Consider the following 22,494-nt stretch of genomic DNA (forward strand, 5'->3'; position numbering starts at 1 on the left):
TCCCGTGGACGAGAGGTTTGCATGCGGCGGTACCGGCCGAGCCCGCATTCCCCGAGAGCAGAGTGAGAATCCGCTGTCATGACAGAGAACTTCGTGAAAACGAGTGGTCAGGACGTCGTCGCGGTGGTCGGTCTGTCGTGCCGCCTTCCAGGCGCGAGCTCCTCCGAGGCGTACTGGGACCTGCTTGCCGCCGGCGGTGAGGCCGTCGGCGAGGTTCCTGCCGACCGCGCCGTACACGTCGGCGCGCGGGTGGGCAGGGCCGGACTGATCGATGGGGTCACGGACTTCGACGCGGCCTTCTTCGGGGTGTCGCCACGCGAAGCCGCGGCGATGGATCCCCGGCAGCGACTGATGCTGGAACTGGCGTGGGAAGCCCTCGAGCATGCGGGAATCGACCCGTCGGTGGTGCGTGGCGACCGGGCGGGCGTCTTCCTCGGGGCGATGGGGGACGACTATGCCGGGCTGGTGCGCGACCAGGGCGTGGGAGCGATCGACGGCTTCACCCTGTCCGCGGTCCAGCGCGGCATTCTCGCGAACCGGATCTCGTACTTTCTAGGACTGTCCGGCCCGAGTGTGGTCATGGATTCGGCGCAGTCCTCGGCTTTGGTCGCCGTCCACCAGGCGTACGAGAGCGTCCGCCGCGGGGAGTCGGCGTGGGCGCTGGCGGGTGGCGTGAACCTGATCCTTTCGCCGGAGTCGACGATGACCGCGAGCGAGTTCGGTGCGCTGTCGCCGGACGGCCGGTGCTACACCTTCGACGCGCGCGCCAACGGCTACGTGCGCGGCGAGGGCGCCGGCATGGTGGTGCTCATGCGACTGGCGGACGCCCTCGCGTACGGCCACGAGGTGGTGTGCGTGATCCGCGGCGGCGCGGTGAACAACGACGGCGGCGGCGAGCAGCTGACCACGCCGAGCCGGTCGGGGCAGGAGGAGATGCTGCGGGCGGCCCTCTCCGCGGCCGGGCTGAACCCCACCGAGGTGGGATATGTGGAGCTGCACGGCACCGGCACACCGGTGGGGGACCGAGTGGAGTCGGCGGCGCTGGCCGCAGTCTTCGCCGACCGGGACCGGCCGCTGGTGGTGGGTTCGGCGAAGACCAACGTGGGGCATCTGGAGGGCGCGGCGGGGATCGCCGGCTTCCTCAAAGCGGCGCTGTCGGTCCAGCATGGGCAGGTGCCGGCGAGCCTGAACTTCACCGCTCCTCCGGACGACATCCCGCTCACCGAGCTGGGCATCGAGGTCGCTGCCGAGTTGCGTGAGTGGCCGGGCGAGGGACCGCGGGTGGCCGGCGTGTCGTCGTTCGGGATGGGCGGGACGAACTGCCATCTCCTGCTCGCGCAGGCACCGGATGCCTCGTCGGCCGAGGAGCGCCGCCCCGCGAAGGCGGGCACGATCCCGTGGCTGGTGTCCGGCGGCACCGTGCAGGCCTTGCACGCCCAGGCCGAGCGGCTGGCCGGTCATGTCGCCGCACAGGACGATCCGGACCCCCTCGACATCGGGTTCTCGCTGGCGACCAGCCGCGCCGCGCTCGCGCACCGGGCCGTCGTGATCGGCACCGATGCGGCCGAGTTGAGCGACGGCCTGACCGCGCTGGCAGCGAACGAGCCGGCGCCGAATGTCGTGTCCGGTGTGGTCTCCGAGGGCGGCACGGCCTTCATGTTCACCGGACAGGGCGCGCAACGAACCGGCATGGGACGGGATCTGTACGCGCGGTTCCCGGTGTTCGCCGAGTCCTTCGACGCGGTGTGCGCGCAACTGGATCCGTTGCTGGGCAGAGGGCTGCGGGAGATCGTGTGGTCCGACGCGGACCTGCTGGGCCAGACCCAGTACACGCAGGCGGCGCTGTTCGCACTGGGGACGGCGTTGTTCAGGCTGGGGGAGTCGTTCGGAGTACGTCCGACGCACCTGATCGGCCATTCGATCGGTGAGGTCACCGCCGCGCACGTCGCGGGGGTGCTCTCGCTGTCCGACGCCTGCACGCTCGTCGCGGCACGCGGACGGTTGATGCAGACGGCGCCGTCCGGTGGGGCGATGGTGGCCATCAACGTCGGTGAGGGTGACGTGCGGGAGCTGCTGCCCGAGTCAGGGGTGAGCATCGCCGCCGTCAACGGGCCCCACTCGGTGGTGATCTCCGGCGACAGCGACCTGGTACTCGCGATGGCTGAATCCTTCCGCGCCAAGGGAGTGAAGACCAAGCAGCTGAACGTCAGCCACGCATTCCACTCCCACCATCTCGACGGAATCCTGGGCGAGTTCGCCGACACCATCCGCGGGCTGACCTTCCACGCCCCCCAGATCCCCGTCATCTCGAACCTCACCGGGCGCCCCGCCACCACGGACGAGCTGACCGACCCGGGCTACTGGGCACGCCAGATCCGCGGCACCGTCCGCTTCGCCGACGGCATCCGCACCCTGCACGACGCGGGCGTCTCCCGATGCCTCGAGCTCGGTCCCGACCCCGTACTCGCCGGCATGGCCCGGGAGACTCTCGCCGGGCAGGCACCGGCGGCGGTGTCCATGATGCGCACCGGGCAGGCGGAAGTCCTTACGCTGCTCAGGGCGCTCGGCACCCTGCATGCCACGGGGGCAGCAGTGGACTGGACGCCGCTGCTGAGCGGCGGCCGCAGGGTCGTGCTGCCCACCTACGCCTTTCAGCGCCGCCGGCACTGGATCGGCGAAGCGCGCGAGGGCGCACCCGCCGCGGAGCCGGCACCCGTCCGCGACCGTGAGGGCCTGCTCGGTCTGGTGCGCACGCACCTCGCTGCTGTCCTGGCGTACGACGCGGTCGACATGACGCCGCTGACGTCGTTCAAGGACCTCGGGCTGACGTCGCTCACCGCGGTCGAGCTGTGCGCCGGGCTCTCCACGGAGCTGGGACTGGTCCTGGCCGGATCGCTGGTGTTCGACCATCCCACCCCTGACCGGTTCGCGGCGTACCTGTATGCGCAGCTCACAGGGCACAGCGGTGCGGATGACGCGGTGAGTGTCCCGGCAGCCGGCGACAGCAGCGCCGATGATCTGATCGCCGTCGTCGGGATGGGGTGCCGGTTTCCCGGTGGCGCATCGTCGCCGGACGATCTGTGGGAGCTGGTGCGGTCGGGCCGGGACGCTGTGTCCGGGCTGCCGCGAGACCGTGACTGGGACTTGGACAACCTGTTCGACCCGGACCCGGAGACCTCTGGGCGTACCTACGTTCGGCATGGCGGTTTCCTCGACGACATCGCCGGTTTTGACGCCGGGTTCTTCGGGGTTTCGCCGCGCGAGGCGCTGGCGATGGATCCGCAGCAGCGGTTGCTGCTGGAGACCGCGTGGGAGACGTTGGAGGACGCCGGGATCGAGCCCGGTTCGCTGCGCGGCAGCGACACGGGCGTGTTCATCGGTGCCATGGCGGGCGACTACGGCCCGCGGCTCGACACTCCGCACGGCGGGGTCGACGGATACGTGCTCACTGGAAACACCGGCAGTGTCACGTCCGGCCGGTTGGCGTATTTCCTCGGTCTGGAGGGGCCGGCGGTGACGGTGGACACGGCGTGTTCGTCGTCGCTGGTCGCGATGCACCAGGCCGCTCAGGCGGTGCGGAGCGGTGAGTGCACTCTGGCGGTGGCCGGTGGCGTGAGCGTGATGTCCTCACCGGGAATGCTGGTGGAGTTCTCCCGGCAGCGTGGGCTGTCCGCTGACGGGCGGTGCAAGGCGTTCGCGGAGTCGGCTGATGGCACTGGTTGGGGTGAGGGTGCGGGGCTGGTGGTGCTGGAGCGGCTGTCTGACGCGCGTGCCCGTGGGCATCGGGTGTTGGCGTTGTTGCGGGGGTCGGCGGTGAATCAGGACGGGGCTTCGAACGGGTTGACCGCGCCGAACGGTCCGTCGCAGCAGCGGGTGATTCGCCGGGCGTTGGCGGATGCGGGGCTTGGTGCGGCGGATGTGGACGTGGTCGAGGCGCATGGGACGGGTACGAAGCTCGGGGATCCGATCGAGGCGCAGGCATTGCTGGCCACATATGGAAAGGAACACTCCGAGGATCGGCCGTTGTGGCTGGGTTCGTTGAAGTCGAATATCGGTCACACCATGGCGGCGGCTGGGGTCGGTGGTGTGATTAAGATGGTGGAGGCGTTACGTCGTGGTGTGCTGCCTCCTACGTTGCATGTGGATGAGCCGACGTCGCATGTGGACTGGGGCGCCGGCGGGGTTCGGCTGTTGACGGAGTTGCGTGAGTGGCCTTCGGCGGGGCGGCCGCGGCGTGCGGGGGTGTCGTCGTTCGGGATCAGTGGCACCAACGCCCATGTGATCTTGGAGCAGGCGCCACAGACGGAGGAAGTGCTGCAGACGGACCAGGCCTGGGTTCCGGAGCCGCCCGCGGAGCCGTCGGCGAAGGGGCCGGTGGGGTGGGTGTTGTCAGCGCGGAGTGGGGAGGCGTTGCGGGCGTATGCGGGGCGGATCGCTGCGGCTGCTGGTTCTGGGCTGTCGGTGGTGGATGTCGCGGCGACGTTGGCTGGGCGTTCTGCGTTCGAGCATCGTGGTGTGGTGGTCGGCGCCACCCGTGAGCAGTTGCTGGCGGGGTTGAAGTCCCTCACGGAGGGGACTCCCTCGGATGGTGTGGTGTCGGGGGTTGCTGGGGTCGGTAAGTCGGTGTTGGTGTTTCCGGGGCAGGGTTCGCAGTGGGATGCGATGGCCCGTGAGTTGTATGTGACGGCTCCGGTGTTCAGGGCGCGTCTGGAGGAATGCGCGCACGCTCTGTCCGCGTATGTGGATTGGGACCTGTTGGAGGTCTTGCTGAGCGATGACGGTGCTGGGTTGTTGTCGCGGGTGGATGTGGTGCAACCGGCGTTGTTCGCGGTGATGGTGTCGCTGGCGGCGTTGTGGCGGTCGTATGGGCTTGAGCCGGATGCGGTGGTGGGGCATTCGCAGGGGGAGATCGCTGCGGCGTGTGTGGCGGGTGCGTTGTCGCTGGAGGACGCGGCGCGTGTGGTGGCGTTGCGCAGTCAGGCGATTCGGGCGCTGGCGGGGCGGGGTGGCATGGTGTCCGTCGCGCTGCCGGTCGACCAGGTGCGGTCCCGTTTGATGCGGTGGGACGGTGATATCGGGATCGCCGCGATCAACGGCCCGGCTTCCACCGTTGTTTCCGGCGGTGCGCAGGCGCTCGATGAGTTGCAGGCCGAGTTTGAGGCCGACAACGTGCGCACCTGGCGCATCCCCGTCGATTACGCCTCCCATTCCCCGCACGTGGACGAGATTCGTGATCAGGTGCTGGACCTGCTGGCGCCGATCCGGCCTCAGCCCAGTGATGTTCACTTCTATTCCACTGTGACCGGGCAGCGGGTCGACACCACCGGGCTCGACGCGGAGTACTGGTTCCGTAATCTTCGCAGCACTGTCGAGTTCGAGGCGGCGACCCGGCTGCTTCTGGAGGACGGCTATGACGTGTTCATCGAGTCCAGTCCTCATCCGGTTCTGGCTCCGGGTGTTCAGGAGACCATCGACAGTACCGACACTGCCGCCAGCAGTATCGGGACGTTGCGTCGCCACAACGGTGACCTGACCAGCTTCCTGCGCTCCGCCGGCGATGCTTTCACCGCTGGCGCCACCACCCACTGCACCCCTGCAGAGCAGAGCGACGGCCGTCATGTCACCCTGCCCACCTATCCCTTCCAGCGAGCGCACTACTGGCTCAAGCCCGACACCGGCCGACGCGACATCGGCGCTGTCGGACTGACGGCGGCCGGTCATCCGCTGCTCGGTGCGGTCACCGAGGGTGCGGCCAGTCTGGTTTTCACGGGGCGGATCTCTCTGGCCACGCATCCGTGGCTGGCCGACCATCAGGTGGCCGGCACCATCGTGCTGCCCGGTGCTGCCTTCGTGGAGCTGGCGGTGCATGCCGCGGACCGGGTCGGCTGTGGCAGCATCCGTGAGCTGAGCGTGCAGACTCCGCTCGTCCTGCCCGAACACGGTGCCGTTCGTCTCCGGGTCGAGGTGGGTGAGCCCGCCGCCGGTGACGGCGCGCGCGGGATTCGTATCGACGCGCGACCGGACGCGGGCACCGGTGCTTCCTGGACGTGTCATGCCACGGGTGTCCTGGATGTCGAGGCGCCGTTCCCGGACTGGGACCTGACGTCCTGGCCCCCGGCCGGCGCGCAGCCCGTCGAGATCTCCTACGACACGCTCGCCGCCTACGGATACGACTACGGCGAGACCTTCCAAGGGCTGCACCAGATGTGGCGCCACAACGACCACATCTACGCCGAGATCACCCTCCCCACCGACCCGGACGCCTACAACATCCACCCCGCCCTGCTCGACGCCACACTCCACGCGGCGCTGGTGGGTCAGGTCCTGCCGAACGACGGCCGGGTGCGACTGCCGTACGCCTGGGAAGGTGTGACGCTGCACGCTTCCGACGCCTCCGCGCTGCGGGTGTCGGTGACGACCGTGGGGGACAACGCGCTACGGTTGCGTGCGGCGGACGGTGCCGGCATGCCGGTGGCCGAGGTGACGTCGTTGGTCATGCTCCCGGCCGACGTGGCCAACCTCGGCTCCGCGGCCGTGAACTGGGACTCCCCGCTGCGTCTGGAATGGATCCCCGCGCCGTCGGCGGACACGGCACCGCCCAGCGAGCTCACGCTGCTCGGCGACGACCCGTTCGGCCTGCGCTCGTCGACGGCAGGCGGCGTCGACTGGCAAGAGTTCACCGAACTGTCCGCGATACCCGGCGACTCGCCGGACGTGGTCGTGTGCATCGAACGCGACGATACGACAGACGTCCCGGGAGCCGCCCGCACGGTGCTGTACGGCGCGCTCGATCTGGTCCAGGCGTGGGTGTCCGACGATCGGTTCACCGACGCACGGCTGGTCGTGGTGACCCGGCGCGCGGTGACAACCGGATACGGCGAACCCGTACCGGACCTTTCCACCGCGCCCGTCTGGGGGCTGCTCCGCTCCGCGCAGAACGAGAATCCCGGCCGACTGGTCCTGGTCGATGTGGACGACGACGACCGTTCGCTCGCCGCGTTGCCGTCCGCGCTGGCCGGTGACGCCACCCAGTTCGCGCTGCGTGACGGACATGCCGTGGTGCCGAGACTGGTCAGGGCCGGTTCCAAGCACCGACGACGGGAACCGGAGGGTACGCCGAGGCGGCCGGACGCCGAGGGCCAGAGCGGGCCGGAGTCGCCGTCACAGTGGGACACCGACGGCACCGTGCTGATCACCGGCGGTACCGGCACACTCGGCAAGCTGTTCGCCCGGCATCTGGCCACGAAGCACGGGGTGCGGAACCTGTTGCTGGTCTCCCGGCGCGGGCCGGACACTCCTGGAGCCGCCGACCTGGTCGCCGAGCTGTCCGGGCTCGGCGTCGAGGTGACCGTCGCCGCGTGCGATGTTGCCGACCGGGCCGCGCTCTCCGCCCTGCTTGCGGACATCCCGGAGGACCACCCGCTCACCGGCGTGGTTCACGCCGCAGGGACCCTCGACGACGGGCTGATCTCCGGGATGACGCCGGAACAGGTAGACGCCGTGCTGACGCCGAAGCTGGACGCGGCGTGGAATCTGCACGACCTGACCCAGGACGTCGGGCTGTCGGCGTTCGTGCTGTTCTCCTCGATCATGGGCACGATCGGCAACGCGGGCCAGGGCAACTACGCCGCCGCGAACGTGTTCCTCGACGCGCTTGCCCAGTACCGCCATGCCACCGGACTGCCCGCGACCTCGCTCGCATGGGGGTTCTGGAGTGAGCGCAGCGACCTGACCCGCGACCTGGACGACGCGGACCTCGCTCGCATGGCACGCACCGGACTGAAACCGCTCCCTTCGGACGAAGGCGTCGCGCTGTTCGACGCGGCGTTGGCCGGCGGTGAGGTCGCCGCGACACTGGCCTCGCTCGACCTCGACCGGCTGCGCGCGCAGGCCACGCAGGCAAGCCTGCCGGAGGTGCTGCGTGGGCTGGTCCGGGCGCGGCGCGCGGCGACCGCTGTGACGGCGACCGGCTCGACGCTCGCCGACCGGCTGGCCGGCCGCCCGGCCGAGGACGTCGACCGCGAGCTGCTCGACCTGGTGTGCTCCCACACCGCCACCGTGCTGGGCCATGTCGGCGCCGGCTCCGTACAGCCGTCCGTCGCGTTCCGAGAACTCGGTCTCGACTCGCTGGCCGCGGTGGAGCTCCGTAAGCGGCTCAACGAAGTCACCGGACAGCGGCTGTCGGCCACCGTGGTCTTCGACCACCCGACCCCGTCCGCACTGGCTGCTTTCCTGCGCGAGGAGTTCCTGGGCGCGAGCGCCCAGGTCGTCACTCCGGCGGCCGTGGCCGCCTCGGCAGGGGACGACGAGCCGATCGCTGTCGTCGGCATGGGTTGCCGGTATCCCGGTGGTGTTCATTCGCCGACGGGTTTGTGGGACCTCGTGCGGTCGGGGCGGGATGTCGTCGGCGGACTGCCGCGAGACCGTGGCTGGGACCTGGAGAACCTCTTCGACTCCGACCCAGGACGGACAGGCAAGAGCTACGTCGACAAGGGCTACTTCCTCGACGACGCGGGGGAGTTCGACGCCGGGTTCTTCGGGATCTCGCCGCGCGAGGCGCTCGCGATGCATCCGCAGCAGCGGTTGCTGCTGGAGACCATGTGGGAGACGTTGGAGGACGCCGGCATCGAGCCCGGTTCGCTGCGCGGCAGCGACACGGGCGTTTTCATCGGTGCGATGTCCCAGGACTACGGGCCACCGATGCACGAGGGTTCGGCGGAGGCCGACGGGCTGCTGCTCACCGGTACCAGTGGGAGCGTCACGTCCGGCCGGCTGGCGTATTTCCTCGGTCTGGAGGGGCCGGCGGTGACGGTGGACACGGCGTGTTCGTCGTCGCTGGTCGCGATGCACCAGGCCGCTCAGGCGGTGCGGAGCGGTGAATGCTCTCTGGCGGTGGCCGGTGGCGTGAGCGTGATGTCCTTACCCGGGGTGTTGGTGGAGTTCTCCCGGCAGCGTGGGCTGTCCGCTGACGGGCGGTGCAAGGCGTTCGCGGAGTCGGCTGATGGCACTGGTTGGGGTGAGGGTGCGGGGCTGGTGGTGCTGGAGCGGCTGTCTGACGCGCGTGCCCGTGGGCATCGGGTGTTGGCGTTGTTGCGGGGGTCGGCGGTGAATCAGGACGGGGCTTCGAACGGTCTGACGGCGCCGAACGGTCCGTCGCAGCAGCGGGTGATCCGTCGGGCGTTGGCGGATGCGGGGCTTGGTGCGGCGGATGTGGATGTGGTGGAGGCGCATGGGACGGGGACCAGGCTCGGGGATCCGATCGAGGCGCAGGCGTTGCTGGCCACGTACGGGAGGGAGCGTTCGGGGGGTCGGCCGTTGTGGCTGGGTTCGTTGAAGTCGAACATTGGTCACACCATGGCGGCGGCGGGGGTGGGTGGTGTGATCAAGATGGTGGAGGCGTTACGTCGTGGTGTGCTGCCTCCTACGTTGCATGTGGATGAGCCGACGTCGCATGTGGACTGGGGCGCCGGCGGGGTTCGGCTGTTGACGGAGTTGCGTGAGTGGCCTTCGGCGGGGCGGCCGCGGCGTGCGGGGGTGTCGTCGTTCGGGATCAGTGGCACCAACGCCCATGTGATCTTGGAGCAGGCGCCACAGACGGACCAGGACCCGCAGACGGAACAGCCGCCGCAGACGGACCAGGCGCTGGGGACGGAACAGCCGCCGCAGACGGACCAGGCCTCCGTTCCGGAGCCGCTTGCGGATGATGCGGTGGAGGGTCCTGTCGGTTGGATGTTGTCGGCGCGGTCGGAGGAGGCGTTGCGGGCGTATGCGGGGTGGATCGCTGCGGCTGCTGGTTCTGGGCTGTCGGTGGTGGATGTCGCGGCGACGTTGGCTGGGCGTTCTGCGTTCGAGCATCGTGGTGTGGTGGTCGGCGCCACCCGTGAGCAGTTGCTGGCGGGGTTGAAGTCCCTCACGGAGGGGACTCCCTCGGATGGTGTGGTGTCGGGGGTTGCTGGGGTCGGTAAGTCGGTGTTGGTGTTTCCGGGGCAGGGTTCGCAGTGGGATGCGATGGCCCGTGAGTTGTATGTGACGGCTCCGGTGTTCAGGGCGCGTCTGGAGGAATGCGCGCACGCTCTGTCCGCGTATGTGGATTGGGACCTGTTGGAGGTCTTGCTGAGCGATGACGGTGCTGGGTTGTTGTCGCGGGTGGATGTGGTGCAACCGGCGTTGTTCGCGGTGATGGTGTCGCTGGCGGCGTTGTGGCGGTCGTATGGGCTTGAGCCGGATGCGGTGGTGGGGCATTCGCAGGGGGAGATCGCTGCGGCGTGTGTGGCGGGTGCGTTGTCGCTGGAGGACGCGGCGCGTGTGGTGGCGTTGCGCAGTCAGGCGATTCGGGCGCTGGCGGGGCGGGGTGGCATGGTGTCCGTCGCGCTGCCGGTCGACCAGGTGCGGTCCCGTTTGATGCGGTGGGACGGTGATATCGGGATCGCCGCGATCAACGGCCCGGCTTCCACCGTTGTTTCCGGCGGTGCGCAGGCGCTCGATGAGTTGCAGGCCGAGTTTGAGGCCGACAACGTGCGCACCTGGCGCATCCCCGTCGATTACGCCTCCCATTCCCCGCACGTGGACGAGATTCGTGATCAGGTGCTGGACCTGCTGGCGCCGATCCGGCCTCAGCCCAGTGATGTTCACTTCTATTCCACTGTGACCGGGCAGCGGGTCGACACCACCGGGCTCGACGCGGAGTACTGGTTCCGTAATCTTCGCAGCACTGTCGAGTTCGAGGCGGCGACCCGGCTGCTTCTGGAGGACGGCTATGACGTGTTCATCGAGTCCAGTCCTCATCCGGTTCTGGCTCCGGGTGTTCAGGAGACCATCGACAGTACCGACACTGCCGCCAGCAGTATCGGGACGTTGCGTCGCCACAACGGTGACCTGACCAGCTTCCTGCGCTCCGCCGGCGATGCTTTCACCGCTGGCGCCACCACCCACTGCACCCCTGCAGAGCAGAGCGACGGCCGTCATGTCACCCTGCCCACCTATCCCTTCCAGCGAGCGCACTACTGGCTCAAGCCCGACACCGGCCGACGCGACATCGGCGCTGTCGGACTGACGGCGGCCGGTCATCCGCTGCTCGGTGCGGTCACCGAGGGTGCGGCCAGTCTGGTTTTCACGGGGCGGATCTCTCTGGCCACGCATCCGTGGCTGGCCGACCATCAGGTGGCCGGCACCATCGTGCTGCCCGGTGCTGCCTTCGTGGAGCTGGCGGTGCATGCCGCGGACCGGGTCGGCTGTGGCAGCATCCGTGAGCTGAGCGTGCAGACTCCGCTCGTCCTGCCCGAACACGGTGCCGTTCGTCTCCGGGTCGAGGTGGGTGAGCCCGCCGCCGGTGACGGCGCGCGCGGGATTCGTATCGACGCGCGACCGGACGCGGGCACCGGTGCTTCCTGGACGTGTCATGCCACGGGTGTCCTGGATGTCGAGGCGCCGTTCCCGGACTGGGACCTGACGTCCTGGCCCCCGGCCGGCGCGCAGCCCGTCGAGATCTCCTACGACACGCTCGCCGCCTACGGATACGACTACGGCGAGACCTTCCAAGGGCTGCACCAGATGTGGCGCCACAACGACCACATCTACGCCGAGATCACCCTCCCCACCGACCCGGACGCCTACAACATCCACCCCGCCCTGCTCGACGCCACACTCCACGCCGTATGCACCGAGGGCCCTCGGCTGGCGACGTCGTGGCGGGGAGTCTGCGTGCACGCGGTCGGCGCGTCCGCCCTGCGGGTGCGGATCGGCCCGAGCCGTACCGGCTCGGTGTCGATGCTGCTGGCGGACGCCGTGGGTGATCCGGTCGCCGAGCTCGGAGTCGGCACCACCCCCATCGATCCGAGGGAGCTGCAGGCTGTCAGAGTCGCGCAACTCGACGCGCTGTACCGGGAGACGTGGGTCGACTACGTCGCGAAGTCGTTGCCCCGGAAGGGGAACTGGGCAGTCGTGGGCGCGGATCCGCTCCGCGCCGAGGCGGGATTGACGGCTGCGGGCGTGGACGCCCAGGCGTACCCGGGACTCGACGCCCTGGCCGAAGCCGGCGGGCGTGTGCCGGACTACCTGGTGCTCACCGTGCCGGCGGGCGCCGGCGTCGCCGCCACCGCTCGGGAGGCACTGCGTCAGCTGGACGTCCTGCGGGCGGCCGAAGCGCTCGCCGCAGTGACCGTGGTGTTCCTGACCACCTCCGCGGTGCCGGCATTCGACCGAGCCGGCGCCGACCTCGCCGGCGCCGCGGTGTGGGGGCTGATCCGGTCCGCGCAGGCGGAGAACCCGGGACGGTTCGTACTCGCCGACGTGGACGCCGACGAAGCGTCGTGGCGTGCGCTGCCGAGGGCCGTCATCTCTGGCGAGTCACAGATAGCTCTGCGCGAGGGCCAGGTCAGGGTGCCGCGGCTCGCACAGGGCAAGTCGGCGGGCGGCACGGAGCAGTTCGCCGGAGACAAGGGCACAACGCTGATCACCGGCGGGGCCACGCCCATGGGCGAACGACTGGCGCGGCACCTGGTCGCCGTGCAGGGAGTGCGGCACCTGATGCTCACCGGCGCCGAGGCCCCCGTGCTGACCGAGGAGCTCGCCGCGCTGGGCGCCACCGTCACCACCGCGGCGTGTGATCCAAGGGACCGCACAGCGCTCCGCGAGCTGATCAGTCGTCTGCCCGCGGAGCATCCGCTGACCATGGTCGTACACATACCGCAGGCGCTGCCGAGCGACGAGACAGCTTCTCTGACACCGGATTCGCTCGCTGAGGTGTTGCGCGCGACGGTCGGTGCCGCGGAGATTCTCGACCAGGAGGCCGGGGCCGCCACCCTCGTCCTGTTCTCGTCGTTGGCTGGGACGGTGGGCGGCAACGGAACCGCCGCCGCAGCGGCGGCCGCACTTGACGCGCTCGCCCGAAGGCGCTGGGCGAGCGGCGCCCCCGCGGTGTCGCTGGCCTGGGGGCCCTGGGCTCTGGGCGACGCACCGTCCCGTACCGGGATCGCAGGAGTGGGCGTGCTCGGGGTGCGGGAGGCCGTCGCCCTGTTCGATACCGCCTGTCGCGCAAGCGAGCCCGTGTTGATTCCGGCCAGGCTGGATCTGGCCGAGCTGGCCAGGCAGGCCAGAACCGGGAAGGCACTGTCGCCGACGTTCAGGTCGCTGGTCAGGACCACTGGCAAACGCACGGCGGGCGGAGGCGTGGTCTCGGCGACGTCGCTTCGGCAACGGCTCGCGTCGATGGCGGAAGCCGACCGGCACCAAGCGCTGTCCGACCTGATCTCCACGCAGATTTCGGCGGTACTCGGGCTCGGGTCGGCTGATGTGGTGCAGCTGAACCAGATCTTCCGCGAGCTCGGGTTCGACTCGCTGTCCATTCTGACCCTGCGAAACCGTCTGAACTCGGCGACCGGCCTGCGTCTGGACACCTCGCTGATGTTCCACCAGTCGACACCGGACGACCTGATCCAGCACCTCAAGCAGGCACTGCTCGAGAAGTGATGCGGCAGAGGAGACGAGGAGACGAGGATGCACCCACCGCTTACGCAGTCCAAGCGCGTCGTTGACCCGACGGGACGTGGTTATCTGCTGCTCGAGTCGCATTCGGCCGGATGCTTTCGCAGCGTCGAGCTGATGCGGGCCGAGGTGTCGGCCCCTGAGAAGCCACCGGCGCGGCGGCCGACGGTGCTGGTGATCGGGTCGAGCGCCGGCTATGGCCTGGCGAGCACGATCGCCGGGCTGGTGCGGTACGGCATCGACGGCGTGGGCATCGGCTTCGAACGACCGGCCGGGCATCGCAGTGCGACTGCCGGGTGGTACCGCACCATCGCCACCGACGCGATCGCCCAGGAGCTCGGGTCGGACTTCTCGTTCCTCAACGCCGACGCGTTCGCCGACACCACCAAGACCGAGACGCTGGATCTGCTGGCCAAGCGGTTCGGTGGCGTGGACCACCTGATCTACAGCGTGGCGGCGCCCCGGCGCACCGATCCACGGAGCGGCAGCACCTACCAGTCGGTGCTCAAGCCGCTCGGCACGCCGTACAGCACCCGGAACCTGGAGTTCGCCGACGACGGTGCCGCGTACTTGCGCGAGGTCACTGTTGGCCCGGCGAACGAAGCCGAGACCGCCGCGACAGTGCGTGTCATGGGCGGCGAGGACTGGTCCCGCTGGGTCACCGCGCTGGCGGAGCGAGGGCTGCTGCGCGAAGGGTTTCGCACGGTCGCCCTCACCTATATCGGCTCGCCGCTGACCTCGGCCATCTACCGCGAGGGCACGATCGGCGCGGCCAAGGCCGATCTGGAGTCCACCGCGGGCGCCCTGACCGAGCAGCTGGCCGCAGTGGGCGGCCGCGCCTACACCTCGGTGAACGGAGCTGCGATCACTCAGGCGTTGACCGCCATCCCGGGCATCCCGCTGTATGTCAGTCTGCTCCGCAGCGTCCTGGGCGACCGTTTCCCGTCCCCCGTCGAGCAGTCGCTCCAGCTGTGGAACCAGCTCACCGCACACCGGCCCGACGTGGACGAGTCAGGCCGCATCCGCCTCGATCGCTGGGAGCTGTCCGAGCCGGTCCAGGCCGCCGTGGCCGAACGCTGGCAGTCGATCACCTCCGAGACCCTCACCGAGCTGGCCGACATTTCGTGGTTCCGTGCCCAGTTCCGTTCCCTGTACGGCTTCGGCGTTCCCGGCGTCGACTACGCCACCCCGGTCGAGACCGACCTGTCCTGGCCGAACCCGTCGCCTCCTTGAACTCGCCGTTGAGGGCGTGACCGTCTCCCTCAACAACTGACGTCATCACTCGACCCGGCGCGGTGGGCGATCCTCCTCTCCCGCGCCGGCACCATCTATGGGCGGCTCGTACGAGATCCAGCGTGGCATCATCGCCGGTCGCGTGCTCGGCCTGCCGAAGGGAGCCTGAATCATGACCGATTCCCCCAAGAAGTACGGCCAGTGGCTGGCCGGCGCCTGGCGCGAGCCCGAGCAGGGTCATTACCAGGTCACCAACCCGGCCACCGAGGAAGCCGTCGGCTACGCCCCCGAGGGCCACGCCGCCGAGGTCTGGTCCGCCGCTGAGGCCGCCAGGGACGCCTTCGACGACTGGTCCCGCACCGAGCCGCGCGAGCGCGCCGTCATCCTGGAGCGCATCGGATCCTTGATCTCCGAACGGGCCGACGAACTGGTGCCCTTGGTGCAGGCCGAGACCGGCGCGACCAGGCGGGTGGCGAAGTCCACGGTGCTCGCCGCAGCCGACCGCTTCCGCCGCTGCGCGCGCGGCGCGCTGGAGCCCGACGCCGTACCCTTCGCGCCGCACCCCGTCACCGCGAGCCCGCTCGCACCCGGCGGGCTCATCGGCGCGACGGCCGTGCGCCGTCCCGTCGGCGTCGTCGCATGCATCACCTCCTATACCTTCTCCATCGCCAACCTCGCGGGCAAGGTCGCCCCGGCGCTCGCCATGGGCAACACCGTGATTGCCAAGCCCGCAGCGCAGGACCCACTCAGCTGTCTGGAGCTGGGCCCGATCATGAAGGAGGCCGGTCTGCCGGACGGTGTCTACAACGTGGTCGCGGGATCAGGACCCATCACGGGCGAGGCGCTGGTCGCCCATTACGACACCGACATGGTCAGCTTCACCGGCTCCACCGCCGAGGGAAAGAGGATCGCCGAAGCCGCGGGCGGGCAGATGAAGCGCACCCTCATGGAGTTCGGCGGCAAGGGCGCGGCCATCCTTCTGGAGGACGCCGACGACAACACCTTCAAGTCGGCGGTCATGGCGGTCAGCTCGGCCTTCGCCGTCCACAGCGGTCAGATCCGCACGGCGCCGACCCTGATGCTCGTACACCGATCGCTGTACGAGAAGGCCGTCGCCGCACTCACACGGTACGCACGGGACGCGACAGTCGGTGACCCCGCGGATGACTCCACCATGGTCGGCCCGGTCATCTCCGCCGCCCAGCGCGACCGGGTCGAGGCGTACGTCGAAGGCGCCAGGCAGGAGGGCGCCCGGGTCACCGTCGGCGGCGAACGTCCGGAGCTCAAGCCCGGGTTCTACGTCACCCCCACTGTCCTCGCCGATGTCACCCAGGACATGACCGTCGCACAGGAGGAGGTCTTCGGTCCGGTGGTCGTCGTGATCCCCTTCGACGAGGAGGACGAGGCGGTACGGATCGCCACCGGCACCCCGTACGGCCCCTACGACTACGTCTTCTCGGGCGACACCGCCCGCGCCTGGCACCTCGCGGCCCGGCTGCGCGGCGGCAACGTCGGCATCAACACCGCACAGCGCCACCCCGCAACGCCCTTCGGCAACTCCTCCGGGCTGCACGCGTACAGCGAACTCCAGTCGGTCGTCTGGCCGTCCTGAGCCGAGAGGTGACGAACCCGTGCGAGGCGTCATCTTCGACGGCGAGCAGCCGCACATCGTGGACGACCTGGAAGCCGCGCCCCGGGCCCAGGCGAGGTCCTCGTCGGCAACCGGGCGGCCGGACTCCGGCACAGTGACCTGCCAGTGATCGACGGCACCATCCTGTTCCCGCCGCCGGTCGCCCTCGGCCACAAGGGCGACCGGCGGCGGCGAGCCGTGACCCGTGTCGAGCCCGGCGACCACGTGGCCTCTCCACCATCGCCAACTGCGGCAGCCGCGCCGAGTGCCACCGCGGCCGTCCACCATGTGCCGCGGCTCCTTCGGCAATCCGGAGCAGCCCTTCAGCTGCGGCGGCGAAAAGCTCTGGAAGTTCGCCGCCAACTCCGCCTTCGCCGAACGCACGCGGTCAAGGCCCGCCGGGCGATGCCCGGCGCAGGAAGAGCGAGGAGCATGTGAGAGAAGAGCGTGAGGTGCGTTGGCATGCTGCCATGGAGGAAGCGAAGGAGCATGCCGTCCGGGAGCAGTTCGAGGTCCACTTCGCCGCTCCAGCAGATGATGCTGCATCCCATCCGGTGTGGCCTCACCGGCCCACTCTGCGATCGTCCATCAGTTCTTCCGCGGCAGGTCCGCCAGCAGCCCTCGGACGAACTTCCCCACCCGACGGCGGGGTTCGGCATGCGCGAAGCGTCCGGCTACGCGTCGCATCAGCCCTGCGAAGTCATCCCGTCCGTCCCAAGGCCCGGGTCTACGCTGTGACCCCATCGGCCACCGTCTGATCCTCAGTCTTCACACATCGATGATCACCGGTGGCCCCATCTGTCCCCGACGCCACCCCAGACCTCCCCCGCCCCGCCCATGGCTACGATATCGCCAGCACCGGCCTGACCAATTGACGTGTGCAGGGACAACTGGCCGCCACCGGGGATTAAAAATGGCCGTTGAGAACCATCCCGGCGGTGGTCATCACAGCGATCTGGCACGAGGGTCTGCTCCTGCTGGCCTCGGCCCGACTCACGAGGTACCGCTCTTCATCTCGATCGTGGTGGGCACTCTGACGGTTATCCCTGGCCGCGCGACTGTCTGGCGGGGCTCCCTCCATCCGATGCTTGAGGTGTCGCCGCGGCGGCGTCCTTCGTGCGCAGGCCCGGGATCAGCACCGCCGCCACCGCCAGGTGAATTAGGGCCAGCGCGGCCCGGGTGGCGCCGTCCATGCCGTCGCCGGTCAACGGTAGGAAGGAGATGGCCAGTACAGCGACGGCCACCCCGGTCCAGACGGCGCGGGCGCGCCGCACCCAGAACCGCTCCAGGGCGGCCAATAGCCCCCAGCCGGCGAGGGCCGCCAGCAGCGCGACCAACACCACCGGCACCGCGCCGATATCGAGCGGCTGCTCGTCGGCGATGATCCGCAGCCGGTGCCCCAACACCGGGTCTGCGACCAGCCACACCAGGACAGGCGCCAGGACCGCGAGGCCCGTAACCGCCAAGCGTCGTCTGCGCGCGCTCACTTGGCACCGCCCAAGAGTGCGCCGTGCAAGAAGACCTCCACGAGCTCCTGCGTGGTCAGCTCCGGTTCGTCCTCCATATACGGCTGGGTGAAGAGCAGTCCGAAAAAGAGGGCCGCGATCTGCTCCGGCGGCTGGCGCAGCGCGGCCTTGTCGGGCTCCAGCAGATCCGCTAGGGCCGCGCGGATGCGGGTCGTCGACTCGTCCTGGCCCGCGCCGCGCACCGTGCCGGGGTGCTTGCCACTGCGGTGCCCGGAGGCGTGCAGAGAGCCGGCGATCTCGCCCATTCGGGACAGGTGCGCCTGCAGCGATTGGGCCGCCTCTGCGAGCCGGTCGGGCAGCGGCTGGGATACCTCGATCGCACCGAGTTCGCGGACCGCGTGCTCGGGGGAAAGAGCCTCCGCCAGGCAGGCTTGCAGCAACTCGTCCTTGTCGGCGAAGACCCGGAAGATCGTGCCCTCGCCGATGCCCGCGGCGCGGGCGACCTTCGCGGTGGTCACCGCGGCGCCGTACTCGGCGATCAGCGGGATCGCGGTCTGGATGATCATCGCGCGCCGCTGCTCTGGCGACATGCCTGGGGCGCGGCGGCGGGTGGTCTGGTTCTGCCCGGGGGCTGTCATGACCGCGAGAGTACGGAGTGAGGGCTCACCCTGTCAATGAGTGAGCCCTCACTCCGTTAGCCCTTTCCCGTACTCGGCTACTTGCCGGTGACAGCCCACCAAGATCGGCGGACGTTGCTGGCGGTCGGCCGGGACGTACCGCTGCTCGGTAAACTGTTCACGCGTCGGCGGCCGGCCTGCTGGGCATGCTGGCTGAGGCCCCCGACGACGCAGGGGTCATGGCTTTCCGCACGCGTGCGTAGGCGATGCTCGAGGTGCTGCTGGCGGCGTTGCCGGACGGCGAGGGCCGGTGCGCTGACGTGGGCGGTGCGGACTTCGTAGGATGAGCTGGCTTTTAGTTTGCCTGCGGGGTGCTTGTCGGGAAGCAATAAAGTCCTGGGAATTGTCATCCGGTCCCTGCGGAAGCCGGTTCGGTGGCCGCTCGGTGGCCGGACGCCTTTGGACAGTGCAGCACGTGGAATCACGGCCCAACCGGCTGCGTGTGCTCTGATCAGGCACAACGTCATCCGGCAGCACGACGCGTCACCCGGCGGCATGATTGCTCACGGTCTCGTAATGCGTAGGTCTCGCTATCTGGCCTCAGTACCGACTGCACTCAAGCCCTGAGACGGCCCCGAGAGCACCGGGTTGGTCCTGAAGTCAGCCCATGCGCACCACACAGGGCGGCGCGCCTCGGGGATAATCCGGGGACTTTTCGGGGACTTTCAAGCCTGTCCCAGGGACTTTTCGGGGACTTTCTGCCGCGTAAGCAGGGAAGGCCCTGACAGCGCTGAAAGACAGAAACGCGCTGGTCAGGGCCTTCGGCCTCAGCACTCGATGATGTTCACCGCGAGCCCGCCCCGCGCCGTCTCCTTGTACTTCACGCTCATGTCCGCGCCCGTCTCCTTCATGGTCTTGATGACCTTGTCCAGGGAGACCTTGTGGCTGCCGTCGCCGCGCAGCGCCATCTTCGCCGCGGTGACGGCCTTGACCGCGGCCATGCCGTTGCGCTCGATGCACGGGATCTGGACGAGACCGCCGACCGGGTCGCAGGTCAGGCCGAGGTTGTGCTCCATGCCGATCTCGGCGGCGTTCTCGACCTGCTCGGGGGTGCCGCCGAGGACCTCGGCGAGGGCGCCCGCGGCCATCGAGCAGGCGGAGCCGACCTCGCCCTGGCAGCCGACCTCGGCGCCGGAGATGGAGGCGTTCTCCTTGAAGAGCATGCCGATGGCTCCGGCGGCGAGGAGGAAGCGGACCACGCTGTCCTCCTTCTCCGCCTCGGTGGCGCCGCCGGCCGCGAAGTTCATGTAGTAGTGCAGCACGGCCGGGATGATGCCCGCGGCGCCGTTGGTGGGGGCGGTGACGACCCGGCCGCCCGCCGCGTTCTCCTCGTTGACCGCCATCGCGTAGAGGGTGATCCACTCCATCGCGTGGGTCTGCGGGTCGCCCTCGGCGCGCAGCTGACGGGCGGTGTTCGCGGCGCGACGGCGGACCTTGAGGCCGCCGGGCAGGATGCCCTCGCGGGACATGCCGCGCGAGACGCAGGCCTGCATGACGCGCCAGATGTCCAGCAGACCTGAGCGGATCTCGTCCTCGGTGCGCCAGGCGCGCTCGTTCTCGAGCATCAGCGAGGAGATCGACAGTCCGGTGTCCTGCGCGAGCCGCAGCAGTTCGTCGCCGGTGCGGAAGGGGTGCTTGAGGACGGTGTCGTCGAGAACGATCCGGTCCTCGCCGACCGCGTCCTCGTCCACGACGAAGCCGCCGCCGACGGAGTAGTACGTCTTCTCCAGGAGAGGGGCGCCCTCGTGGTCGTACGCGAAGATCGTCATGCCGTTGGCGTGGTACGGGAGGGCCTTGCGGCGGTGCAGGACCAGCTGCTCGTCGGCGTCGAAGTCGATCTCGTGCATGCCGAGCAGATTGATCCGGCCGGTGGTACGGATGCGTTCCACCCGGTCGTCGGCGGACTCCACGTCGACCGTACGGGGCGACTCGCCCTCCAGGCCGAGCAGGACCGCCTTGGGGGTGCCGTGGCCGTGACCGGTCGCACCGAGGGAGCCGTACAGCTCCGCGCGTATGGAGACGGTGTGGGCGATCAGGCCCTCGTTCTTGAGCCGGCGCGCGAACATGCGGGCGGCGCGCATCGGGCCGACCGTATGGGAGCTGGACGGGCCGATGCCGATCGAGAACAGGTCGAAGACCGAGATGGCCACGGGTGACTCCTCATAAGGGTTGGTAGACGTCGTTGTCTGCCGGGTGGTGCGGTACGGACCGGTCGGCCCGAAGAACAGCGGGGCAAGGGATGGGGCACCGCGCTCACTGCCCAGTGTGCGTGGTGCCCCGCCCGAAAGATGACGAAGTGTGTCCCGTATTACTCCGGGGACGACCCTCGTTCCGGACTACTACAGGCCGGGGTACAGCGGGAACTTCTCGGCCAGCGCGACGACACGGGCCTTCAGGGCGTCCGCGTCGTAGGACGGCTTGAGGGCCGACGCGATGACGTCCGCGACCTCGGTGAAGTCCTCGGCCTGGAAACCGCGGGTGGCCAGGGCCGGCGTACCGATCCGCAGACCCGAGGTGACCATCGGCGGTCGCGGGTCGTTCGGGATGGCGTTCCGGTTGACCGTGATGCCCAGCTCGTGCAGCCGGTCCTCGGCCTGCTGGCCGTCCAGCTCGGAGTTGCGCAGGTCGACGAGGACCAGGTGGACGTCCGTACCGCCGGACAGTACGGAGACACCGACCTCGGTGACGTCCGGCTGGACCAGGCGCTCGGCGAGGATGCGGGCGCCGTCCAGGGTGCGCTGCTGGCGCTCCTTGAACTCCTCGCTCGCCGCGATCTTGAACGAGACCGCCTTGGCCGCGATCACGTGCTCCAGCGGACCACCCTGCTGGCCCGGGAAGACCGCCGAGTTGATCTTCTTGGCCAGCTCCTGGGTCGACAGGATGACGCCACCGCGCGGACCGCCGAGGGTCTTGTGCGTGGTGGTCGTGACGACATGGGCGTGCGGCACCGGGTTGGGGTGCAGACCCGCGGCCACCAGGCCCGCGAAGTGCGCCATGTCGACCATCAGGTACGCGCCGACCTCGTCCGCGATGCGGCGGAAGGCGGCGAAGTCCAGCTGACGGGGGTACGCGGACCAGCCGGCGACGATCAGCTTCGGCTTGGACTCCTTGGCCAGGCGCTCGACCTCGGCCATGTCCACGACGCCGGTCTCGTCGACGTGGTACGGGACCACGTTGTAGAGCTTGCCGGAGAAGTTGATCTTCATGCCGTGGGTCAGGTGACCGCCGTGGGCGAGGTTCAGGCCCATGATCGTGTCGCCGGGCTTCAGCAGCGCGAACATCGTGGCGGCGTTGGCCTGCGCACCGGAGTGCGGCTGGACGTTCGCGGCCTCGGCGCCGAACAGCGCCTTGATGCGGTCGATGGCGATCTGCTCGACGACGTCGACGTGCTCGCAGCCACCGTAGTAGCGGCGGCCGGGGTAGCCCTCCGCGTACTTGTTGGTGAGGACGGAGCCCTGGGCCTCCATGACCGCGACCGGAGCGAAGTTCTCCGAGGCGATCATTTCGAGGGTGGACTGCTGACGGTGGAGCTCGGCGTCGACCGCGGCGGCGACGTCCGGGTCCAGCTCGTGGAGGGAGGAGTTGAGAAGCGACATCAGGTGGTCCCTTGGGTCTCAGTTGCCGGAGAACTCGGTGTACTCGTCGGCGGAGAGCAGGTCCTTCGGCTCCTCCGCGACGCGTACCTTGAACAGCCAGCCGCCTTCGAACGGAGCGGAGTTCACCAGCGACGGGTCGTCCACGACGTCCTGGTTCGCGGCGGTGATCTCACCGGTCACCGGCGAGTACAGGTCGCTCACCGACTTGGTCGACTCCAGCTCGCCGCAGGTCTCGCCCGCGGTCACCGTGTCACCGACCTCGGGGAGCTGGGCGTAGACGACATCGCCGAGCGCGTTGGCGGCGAATTCGGTGATACCGATCGTGGCCACACCGTCCTCGACGGCCGACAGCCACTCGTGTTCCTTGCTGTACCGCAGCTGCTGGGGGTTGCTCATGACCTGAATTCTCC

General features: G+C 69.3%; 8 protein-coding genes and 2 pseudogenes. 4 read left to right on the forward strand and 6 right to left on the reverse strand.

Annotation, left to right across the window (positions count from 1 at the left end; translation table 11 throughout):
* The first annotated feature begins 78 nt into the window (after nt 1-78).
* The 4 genes and pseudogenes from OG936_RS25030 to OG936_RS25045 form a co-directional block, all read left to right on the forward strand.
* Entirely contained in the window at nt 79-13,467 is a 13,389-nt protein-coding gene (locus tag OG936_RS25030) for an SDR family NAD(P)-dependent oxidoreductase (protein WP_406497608.1), read from the forward strand.
* A 27-nt stretch (nt 13,468-13,494) separates the two neighbouring features.
* The gene (locus tag OG936_RS25035; RefSeq protein WP_406497610.1) at nt 13,495-14,715 is read left to right on the forward strand and encodes a trans-2-enoyl-CoA reductase family protein; all 1,221 of its coding nucleotides are present in this window, start codon (nt 13,495-13,497) and stop codon (nt 14,713-14,715) included.
* A 172-nt stretch (nt 14,716-14,887) separates the two neighbouring features.
* Nucleotides 14,888-16,327, forward strand: a complete 1,440-nt coding sequence (locus tag OG936_RS25040; RefSeq protein WP_406497612.1) for an aldehyde dehydrogenase family protein — start codon at nt 14,888-14,890, stop codon at nt 16,325-16,327.
* Nucleotides 16,328-16,346: 19 nt separating this feature from the next.
* Nucleotides 16,347-16,730: pseudogene (locus OG936_RS25045) on the forward strand (alcohol dehydrogenase catalytic domain-containing protein); the annotation flags it as partial.
* 137 nt (nt 16,731-16,867) lie between these two features.
* Here the strand turns inward: OG936_RS25045 and OG936_RS25050 are convergent.
* The 6 genes and pseudogenes from OG936_RS25050 to gcvH all read right to left on the reverse strand — a co-directional run.
* Nucleotides 16,868-17,032, reverse strand: a pseudogene (locus tag OG936_RS25050) (IS701 family transposase); the annotation flags it as partial.
* Nucleotides 17,033-17,385: 353 nt separating this feature from the next.
* Nucleotides 17,386-17,832: a DUF6069 family protein gene (locus OG936_RS25055; protein WP_406497614.1), complete on the reverse strand. Its 447-nt coding sequence runs from the start codon at nt 17,830-17,832 to the stop codon at nt 17,386-17,388.
* Nucleotides 17,829-18,377: a TetR/AcrR family transcriptional regulator gene (locus OG936_RS25060; protein ID WP_406500597.1), complete on the reverse strand. Its 549-nt coding sequence runs from the start codon at nt 18,375-18,377 to the stop codon at nt 17,829-17,831. Before OG936_RS25060 ends, OG936_RS25055 begins: the two co-directional genes overlap by 4 nt.
* Before the next feature lie 878 nt (nt 18,378-19,255).
* On the reverse strand, nt 19,256-20,638 hold the full coding sequence (locus OG936_RS25065; protein WP_406497616.1) for an L-serine ammonia-lyase: 1,383 nt from the start codon (nt 20,636-20,638) through the stop codon (nt 19,256-19,258).
* 189 nt (nt 20,639-20,827) lie between these two features.
* Nucleotides 20,828-22,084, reverse strand: coding sequence for a serine hydroxymethyltransferase (glyA, locus tag OG936_RS25070; protein ID WP_406497617.1), 1,257 nt, complete (start codon nt 22,082-22,084; stop codon nt 20,828-20,830).
* 18 nt (nt 22,085-22,102) lie between these two features.
* Nucleotides 22,103-22,480: a glycine cleavage system protein GcvH gene (gene gcvH, locus OG936_RS25075; protein ID WP_383751141.1), complete on the reverse strand. Its 378-nt coding sequence runs from the start codon at nt 22,478-22,480 to the stop codon at nt 22,103-22,105.
* Nucleotides 22,481-22,494 lie beyond the last annotated feature (14 nt).

This window comes from Streptomyces sp. NBC_00846, assembly GCF_045207325.1.
Taxonomy (GTDB): domain Bacteria; phylum Actinomycetota; class Actinomycetes; order Streptomycetales; family Streptomycetaceae; genus Streptomyces.